Annotated in this window: 11 protein-coding genes; 3 read left to right on the forward strand and 8 right to left on the reverse strand. The window is 71.7% G+C overall.

Features of this window, described 5'->3' with window-relative positions; translation table 11 throughout:
- Nucleotides 1–127: 127 nt before the first annotated feature.
- From TR50_RS34190 to clpS, 6 genes are all read right to left on the reverse strand, one after another.
- Complete coding sequence (locus tag TR50_RS34190; protein ID WP_042431449.1) at nucleotides 128–1,096, reverse strand: PLP-dependent cysteine synthase family protein; 969 nt, start codon at nucleotides 1,094–1,096, stop codon at nucleotides 128–130.
- A gap of 1 nt (nucleotide 1,097) precedes the next feature.
- Nucleotides 1,098–1,376, reverse strand: a complete 279-nt coding sequence (locus tag TR50_RS34195; protein ID WP_042431451.1) for a MoaD/ThiS family protein — start codon at nucleotides 1,374–1,376, stop codon at nucleotides 1,098–1,100.
- 139 nt (nucleotides 1,377–1,515) lie between these two features.
- Nucleotides 1,516–1,620, reverse strand: coding sequence for a putative leader peptide (locus TR50_RS50215; protein WP_369405802.1), 105 nt, complete (start codon nucleotides 1,618–1,620; stop codon nucleotides 1,516–1,518).
- Between the two features lie 128 nt (nucleotides 1,621–1,748).
- Nucleotides 1,749–2,171, reverse strand: a complete 423-nt coding sequence (locus TR50_RS34205; protein ID WP_042431455.1) for a M67 family metallopeptidase — start codon at nucleotides 2,169–2,171, stop codon at nucleotides 1,749–1,751.
- A gap of 98 nt (nucleotides 2,172–2,269) precedes the next feature.
- Complete coding sequence (locus tag TR50_RS34210; RefSeq protein ID WP_042431457.1) at nucleotides 2,270–2,836, reverse strand: DUF2017 domain-containing protein; 567 nt, start codon at nucleotides 2,834–2,836, stop codon at nucleotides 2,270–2,272.
- A gap of 10 nt (nucleotides 2,837–2,846) precedes the next feature.
- Nucleotides 2,847–3,185, reverse strand: coding sequence for an ATP-dependent Clp protease adapter ClpS (clpS, locus tag TR50_RS34215; RefSeq protein ID WP_042385858.1), 339 nt, complete (start codon nucleotides 3,183–3,185; stop codon nucleotides 2,847–2,849).
- A 107-nt stretch (nucleotides 3,186–3,292) separates the two neighbouring features.
- Between clpS and TR50_RS34220 the strand changes: the two genes are divergently transcribed.
- The 3 genes from TR50_RS34220 (at nucleotide 3,293) to TR50_RS34230 (ending at nucleotide 5,879) form a co-directional block, all read left to right on the forward strand.
- Nucleotides 3,293–4,606: a nicotinate phosphoribosyltransferase gene (locus TR50_RS34220; RefSeq protein ID WP_174514884.1), complete on the forward strand. Its 1,314-nt coding sequence runs from the start codon at nucleotides 3,293–3,295 to the stop codon at nucleotides 4,604–4,606.
- Between the two features lie 143 nt (nucleotides 4,607–4,749).
- Nucleotides 4,750–5,343, forward strand: a complete 594-nt coding sequence (locus TR50_RS34225) for an isochorismatase family protein (protein WP_042431461.1) — start codon at nucleotides 4,750–4,752, stop codon at nucleotides 5,341–5,343.
- A 269-nt stretch (nucleotides 5,344–5,612) separates the two neighbouring features.
- Entirely contained in the window at nucleotides 5,613–5,879 is a 267-nt protein-coding gene (locus TR50_RS34230; protein ID WP_042431462.1) for a hypothetical protein, read from the forward strand.
- 90 nt (nucleotides 5,880–5,969) lie between these two features.
- On the opposite strand, the gene TR50_RS34235 is transcribed toward TR50_RS34230, so the two are convergent.
- Both TR50_RS34235 and TR50_RS34240 read right to left on the reverse strand, forming a co-directional pair.
- Nucleotides 5,970–6,488, reverse strand: coding sequence for an RDD family protein (locus tag TR50_RS34235; protein WP_084701447.1), 519 nt, complete (start codon nucleotides 6,486–6,488; stop codon nucleotides 5,970–5,972).
- Between the two features lie 78 nt (nucleotides 6,489–6,566).
- A partial coding sequence (locus tag TR50_RS34240) for an RDD family protein (RefSeq protein WP_042431481.1) occupies nucleotides 6,567–7,077 on the reverse strand: 511 nt, incomplete at its 5' end.

The following is a 7,077-nucleotide window of genomic DNA, read 5'->3' on the forward strand; positions in this document are numbered from 1 at the left end:
TCCCGGCATCGGTGGCTGTGGGCGATCTGTAACGGTTTCAGGTCAGGAAACGGACAAATAATCCGAGACCCTCACAGTCTTTGCAGACGGGGAGGTGCGTGCCCGTTCCGGCGCCACAGAAGCCCTCTCAGGCCCAGAGCTGGCCCTGGAGCGCCTCGACCGCCTGCTCCGTCGTCTCCGCCGTGTAGATGCCGGTCGACAGGTACTTCCAGCCGCCGTCGGCGACCACGAAGACGATGTCCGCCCGCTCCCCCGCCTTCGCGGCCTTGCGGCCGACGCCGAGCGCGGCGTGGACGCCGCAGCCGGTGGAGATGCCCGCGAAGATGCCCTCCAGCTGGAGCAGCTCGCGGGTACGGCGGACCGCGTCGGCGCTGCCGACGCTGAAGCGGGTGGTGAGGACCTTCGCGTCGTACAGCTCGGGGACGAAGCCCTCGTCGAGGTTCCGCAGGCCGTAGATCAGGTCGTCGTAGCGCGGCTCGGCCGCGACGATCTGGACGCCCGGGACCTTCTCGCGCAGGAAGCGGCCGACGCCCATCAGGGTGCCGGTGGTGCCGAGGCCGGCGACGAAGTGGGTGACGCTCGGCAGGTCGGCCAGGATCTCCGGCCCGGTGCCGGCGTAGTGCGCGCCGGCGTTGTCCGGGTTGCCGTACTGGTACAGCATGACCCAGTCCGGGTGCTCCGCCGCCAGCTCCTTGGCCACCCGCACCGCGGTGTTCGAGCCGCCGGCGGCGGGCGAGGAGATGACCTCCGCGCCCCACATCCGCAGCAGCTCGCGCCGCTCCTCGCTGGTGTTCTCCGGCATGACGCAGACCATGCGGTAGCCCTTGAGCTTCGCGGCCATGGCCAGCGAGATGCCGGTGTTGCCGCTGGTGGGCTCCAGGATCGTGCAGCCCGGGGTGAGCCGTCCGGCCGCCTCGGCCTGCTCGATCATGTGCAGGGCCGGGCGGTCCTTGACCGAGCCCGTCGGGTTGCGGTCCTCCAGCTTGGCCCACAGACGTACGAGACCCGCCTCGTTGCCCGGCACCGTCGCGCTGAGGCGCGGAAGGCCGACGAGAGGGGTGTTGCCGACGGCGTCGAGGGGGGTGTCGTACTTCATGTCAGCGCGCGCCGCCGGCGACCGCGGGCAGGATGGTGACGCTGTCGCCCGCGGCGACCTCGGTGTTGATCCCGGCCAGGAAGCGGACGTCCTCGTCGTTCAGGTAGACGTTGACGAACCGGCGCAGCTCGCCGCCGTCGACGAGGCGCTCGCGCAGGCCCGGGTGGCGCACGTCGAGGTCGCTGAAGAGGGCGTCCAGGGTGGCGCCGCTGCCCTCGACGGCCTTGGCGCCGTCGGTGTAGGTGCGGAGGATGGTCGGGATGCGGACCTCGATGGCCATGGCTGGGCTCCAGGAGTGGTCTCGGTGGGAGAGGCGAAGCAGGGCGGTGCGGCGGGGCGCGCGGTCTGCGGGCGCCGAGCGCGCGGGCGTCGGCGAGCGTCAGGTCGTGCGCGACCGGGTGACGACGCCGCAGCGGGGCTCAGGCGGCTGGACAGATGGCGCTGGCGAGGCGGCACAGGTCGACGTGCAGCCGCGCGACGAGGCGGGTGCCGGGCGCGTGAGGGCTCATGTCGACGGAACGCATGCAGGCATCGTATAGATTCCCGCCCCCCGAACGGGATCCCCGTCCCACAGCACGGACGAATCCGTCCCGTATCCCGGAACACCGGAGGGCCCGGCGGCCTCCGCCGGGCCCTCCGCTCCCCTTGCCGTTCAGGCCCCGACGACCTCGACGTCTTCCTCTGTGATCACACCGTCCACAATGCGATACGAACGGAACTGGAACGGCCCTTCGTCGTTGCCGCACTCGGCGGTGGAGACGAGCACGTAGTGGGCGTTCGGCTCGGACGCGTAGGACACGTCGGTCCGCGAGGGGTAGGCCTCGGTCGCGGTGTGGGAGTGGTAGATCACGACGGGCTCCTCGTCGCGGTCGTCCATCTCGCGGTACAGCTTCAGCAGGTCACCCGAGTCGAACTCGTAGAACGTGGGCGAGCGCGCGGCGTTGAGCATCGGGATGAAGCGCTCCGGCCGGCCGGCGCCGACGGGGCCGGCGATCACGCCGCAGGCCTCGTCGGGGTGGTCGGCGCGGGCGTGGGCGACGATCGCGTCGTGCAGTTCGCGGGTGATGGTCAGCATGGCCCAAGGATAGGCAGCGCCCGCCGGGCCCCGACCACGCCGTCCGGACCGGCCGGACCGGACCGGACCACCGACCGGACCACCGACCGGACCGGCGGCTAGACCATCGTCTCCAGCAGGGACTCCTGGAGTCCGCCCAGCCACAGGTAGGCCATCACCATGGGCTTGCGCGGGTCCTCGTCCGGCAGGGCGTAAAGGGAGTCGTCATCCTCGGAGACGTCCAGCCGGGTGCCGAGGGTGAGCCGGAGGTCGTTCAGCGCGCCCAGCGCCCTGTGGCAGCCCTCGGGGTCCAGGCGCACCACCGGGCGGCCCTTGCGGTCCTCCTCCGCCGCGTCGATGGCGCGGACCACCGCGAACGCGTCGTCGCGCTTGCGGGCGCGCAGATCGTTCTCGGTGTAGCGGCGGAACTCCGAGGAGTGCTCCGACGCCTCGGGGCCCTCGGCGTACGCGTCCGGGAAGAGGCGGGCCAGCGCCGGATCGGCCGGGGGCTTGGTGGGACCCTCGGCGAACAGCGCGGCCAGCGGGTCCTCGGGGGTGTCCGCGCCGGGGCCGGGGCCGATGAGTTCGAGCATCTGCACCATCAGGCTGCGCAGGATGGACGCCTCGACCGGGTCGAGGGTGAGCTGCGCGCCCCCGCCGTGGGCGCGCTTGAACAGACCGGTCATCGATCGCCCGTCACTTGTCGTGCTGCAGCGTGGCCCAGAGCCCGAAGCCGTGCATCGCCTGGACGTCGCGTTCCATCTCCTCGCGGGTGCCGCTGGAGACCGTCGCGCGACCCTTGTGGTGCACGTCGAGCATCAGTTGACGGGCCTTCTCCTTGGGATAGCCGAAGTACGTCTGGAAGACGTAGACGACGTAGGACATCAAGTTAACAGGGTCGTTGTGCACGATCGTCACCCAGGGGACGTCAGGGTCGGGCACCTGGAAGGGCGCCGACTCCGACTCGGTGCGCTCGATCTCCACCGGCGCGACGCTCACAACTGCAACTCCTCGACGACGACCACTCCTGTCCATGTCCATGCTGCCATCCGGGCGACCCCGAAGCGATCCGGAACCCGTCCGGGTGATCGTGTCCGAAGAGAAATCGTCAAAGTGACGAGATGGGGGATACGATGATGTCCATGGATGCTGCAACGGCGTCGACCGCCCTGCTCACCGACCGCTACGAGCTCACCATGCTGCAGGCCGCCCTGCGCAGCGGCGCGGCGCGGCGTCACTCCGTGTTCGAGGTCTTCACCCGCCGCCTGCCGGACGGCCGCCGCTACGGGGTGACCGCCGGGGTCGGGCGCGTGCTGGACGCGGTCGAGAACTTCCGTTTCACCCCCGCCCAGCTGGGCTGGCTCGCCGACCAGCAGGTCGTCGACGAGGAGACGCTGCGCTGGCTCGCCGACTACCGCTTCAGCGGCGACATCCGCGGCTACGGCGAGGGCGAGTGCTACTTCCCCGGCTCCCCGATCATGGTGGTCGAGGGCAGCTTCGCCGAGGCGGTGATCCTGGAGACGGTCGTCCTGTCGATCCTCAACCACGACTCCGCCATCGCCGCGGCGGCCTCCCGGATGGCCGCGGCGGCCGGGGACCGTCCGATGATCGAGATGGGCGCCCGGCGCACCCACGAGCGCGCCGCCGTCTCCGCGGCCCGCGCCGCCTACGTCGCGGGCTTCGGCGCCACCTCCGACCTGCAGGCCGGCTTCGAGTACGGCATCCCGACCACCGGGACGGCCGCGCACGCCTTCACCCTGCTGCACGACACCGAGCGGGACGCCTTCACCGCCCAGATCGAGTCCATGGGCCGTGGCACCACCCTGCTGGTGGACACCTACGACCTGACCGAGGCCGTCCGCACCGCCATCGAGGTGGCCGGGCCGGATCTCGGCGCGGTCCGGATCGACTCGGGCGACCTGCTGATGCTGGCCCACCGGGTCCGCCGCCAGCTGGACGAGCTGGGCGCGGTGAAGACCCGGATCGTGGTCACCAGCGACCTGGACGAGTACGCCATCGCCGCGCTGGCCGCCGCGCCGGTCGACGCCTACGGGGTCGGCACCTCACTGGTCACCGGCAGCGGGCAGCCGACCTGCTCGATGGTCTACAAGCTGGTCGCCCGCGCGGGCTCAGACGACCCGGACGCGCCGCTGGTGCCGGTCGCCAAGCGCTCGGCCGGCGCCAAGGCCAGCCGCGGCGGCGCCAAGTGGGCGGCGCGGCGGCTGGACGCCGACGGCGTGGCCGAGGCCGAGGTCGTCGGCACCGGCCCCGTCCCGCCGGAGCTGCGGGAGCGCCTGCTCCACCGCGAGCTGGTCTGCGGCGGCGAGATCGTCGGCCGTGAGCCGCTGGCCGGGGCCCGCGAGCGCCACCTGCGCTCTCGCGCCCAACTTCCTTTGTCAGCAACGCAGTTGTCGCGCGGCGAGCCGGTCGTGCCGACGGAGTACCTCAGCAGTTGAGGCAGGTGGGCGGGGCGCGCGACGGTTGACACGCGGACATTGCGTCGCGGCCACCCCTCGCGCAATCCCCCGCCCCTCCCTACGCTGCTGCCAACAGACCGCACCACAGGCACACAGGGAAAGCGCCGAGGAGAATCACCGCCATGCGCCGCGCACTGATCATCGTGGACGTGCAGAACGACTTCTGCGAGGGCGGCAGCCTGCCGGTCGGCGGCGGCGCCGAGGTGGCGGCCGCGATCACCGACCTGGTCGCCGAGAGCGCGGGCGGCTACGACCACGTGATCGCCACCCGCGACCACCACATCGACCCCGGCGCGCACTTCTCCGACCGCCCCGACTTCCGCAGCAGTTGGCCGGCCCACTGCGTCGCGGGCACCGAGGGAGTCGGCTTCCACCCCAACTTCGCCCCCGCCGTGACCTCCGGCGCGGTCGAGGCGGTCTTCGACAAGGGCGCCCACGCGGCCGCCTACAGCGGCTTCGAGGGCCTCAACGAGAACGGCGTCGGCCTCGCCGACTGGCTGCGCGCCCACCAGGTGACCGAGGTCGACGTGGTCGGCATCGCGACGGACCACTGCGTGCGCGCCACCGCGCTGGACGCGGCGCGCGAGGGCTTCACCACTCGTGTGCTGCTCGACCTGACGGCGGGCGTGTCCAGGGCCACGACGGAGACGACGCTGGCCGAGCTCCGGTCCGCGGGCGTGGCGCTGACCGGCGCTCCGGTCGTCCTGGCCGACTGACGCCGACGGAGGACCGAGCGAGGCGAGGGCCGACCGAAGGTTGAGCGGAGCTTAAGGGCAGCCGGACAGCATCCCAACTCGGGGCTGTGCCAAGCCGCGTGAGCCCGTGCGCCCCCCCGTGCTCCCTTCTCGGTGGTTAGGCTGGGCTTACCAGCAGGCGCACCGGGTATCTGCCGTACCGGGGCGTCATCTGCGAGCGCGAACTGCCCCACCGCACCGCGCACTTCGACATCCGACAACGAGTCCCCCGCTCGAAGGACGGAACAGCCATGCCACGTCTGACGGTTTCCCAGCTCGCCCTCGGCACCGCGGCCGTGGTCGGCGCCACGGTCGCCCTGCTGGCCCTCTCCGGCGCGCGGAGCATGCCGATGATCCTGCTGCTCGCCATGGTCGCCCTGGCGGTCGGCGTCTTCGCCGCGATCCGGCGGGCGAGGCCGCACGGCGCGGCCCACAGGTCCCGCGTGGTGGCCAAGGGGGCCAAGCGACCGGCTCCTGCGGTGGAGCCGCTCCCGGAGCCGGAGCGCGTCCCGCGCTGACCGCCTACCGGACCGAAATGTGATCATGAAGGCGCGGCGCCCCCTGCCCGGGACGCCGCGCCTTCATGATCACATTCTCGTGCGCCGCTCTCAACGCGCCTCCACGACCACCGTCTTCGCGGCCTTGTCGTGCAGCGCCTGCCGGTACGGCTGGTCCCAGGTGACCCAGACACCGTCGATGGCCCACCACAGGCAGCCGCAGACGATCACACCGGGCAGCCCCCAGACGGCGGCGCGTGTCCATCCCGGCGAGCCCTCCGGCACGCTTCCGTCGGCGAGCACCGCGACGCGCAGGTTCATCAGCTTCTTGCCCAGGGTCTGACCCCGGGACCGGGTCAGCATCAGCCCCTCGTAGACGAAGGCGACCAGGAGCGCTCCGATCGAGAAGACGAAACTCACCACTCCCCGGTCGTGCCGGTCGGAGAAGTACGCGATCAGGCTGAACAGGAAGGCGATGACGAGCACGATGACGATGTCGATGGTCCGCGCCGTCAGCCGCCGGCCCAACGGCGCGAGCGGCGGCATGCCGCCGACGGCGTCGGCCGGTTCGGTCGCGTGCGGCGGGTGGTAGTACGGCCCGCCGCCCTCCGGGGGCTGAGGTGTCGTCATAGCCAGCAGTGAACCACCCGTTCCGGGGATTCCTGGGGATTCGGTGGCGTTTCCAGCGTTTCCAGCGATTCCCGCAGTTCACCCCTTCTGCCGGGCGACGAAGGTGCGCCCGAGCCTGTCGTGCCAGCTCTGGCGCAGCTTGCGGTCGGTGGCGCAGGGGACCAGTTCGAAGACGCCGAGCAGCAGGAAGACCGACGTCTGGCACATCGCCGTCCGCAGCACGGTGCGCCCCAGCTTCGGCCGGGTCCTGCTCCGCGCGTCCAGCACGGTCAGTCCGAAGATCGCCTTCCCCAGGGTGCGCCCCCACACGGCGAGCGGGATCGTCTCGTAGACCAGGCCCACGGCGAGCAGCGCCGCCAGCAGGAGCCCCGCGTCGGCCAGCACGGTCCCGTCCACCAGCCACACCGTCTGCGGCACGCCGCTGGCCTGGGCGGCGTCGATCTTCGCCTGAAGGTGCAGCGTCACCCGCTGCACGAGGACCACCCCGAGCACAGCGACCAGGGCGTAGGTCACGACCGTGTCCACGAGCCGCGCCCCGATCCGCGGCCCCAGCAGCGCGGGTCGCATTGCCCGCGCGCGCTTCTGCCCC

Origin of the sequence: Streptacidiphilus anmyonensis (assembly GCF_000787855.1) — a bacterium.
Classification (GTDB): domain Bacteria; phylum Actinomycetota; class Actinomycetes; order Streptomycetales; family Streptomycetaceae; genus Streptacidiphilus; species Streptacidiphilus anmyonensis.

Coding starts and splice junctions, on each gene's coding strand:
- TR50_RS34235 (WP_084701447.1), bottom strand. CDS start 6,488: ATGACGACACCTCAGCCCCCGGAGGGCGGCGGGCCGTACTACCACCCG.
- TR50_RS34205 (WP_042431455.1), bottom strand. CDS start 2,171: ATGCTGACCATCACCCGCGAACTGCACGACGCGATCGTCGCCCACGCC.
- TR50_RS34210 (WP_042431457.1), bottom strand. CDS start 2,836: ATGACCGGTCTGTTCAAGCGCGCCCACGGCGGGGGCGCGCAGCTCACC.
- TR50_RS34230 (WP_042431462.1), top strand. CDS start 5,613: ATGCCACGTCTGACGGTTTCCCAGCTCGCCCTCGGCACCGCGGCCGTG.
- clpS (WP_042385858.1), bottom strand. CDS start 3,185: ATGGACAGGAGTGGTCGTCGTCGAGGAGTTGCAGTTGTGAGCGTCGCG.
- TR50_RS34190 (WP_042431449.1), bottom strand. CDS start 1,096: ATGAAGTACGACACCCCCCTCGACGCCGTCGGCAACACCCCTCTCGTC.
- TR50_RS34225 (WP_042431461.1), top strand. CDS start 4,750: ATGCGCCGCGCACTGATCATCGTGGACGTGCAGAACGACTTCTGCGAG.
- TR50_RS34220 (WP_174514884.1), top strand. CDS start 3,293: ATGGATGCTGCAACGGCGTCGACCGCCCTGCTCACCGACCGCTACGAG.
- TR50_RS50215 (WP_369405802.1), bottom strand. CDS start 1,620: ATGCGTTCCGTCGACATGAGCCCTCACGCGCCCGGCACCCGCCTCGTC.
- TR50_RS34195 (WP_042431451.1), bottom strand. CDS start 1,376: ATGGCCATCGAGGTCCGCATCCCGACCATCCTCCGCACCTACACCGAC.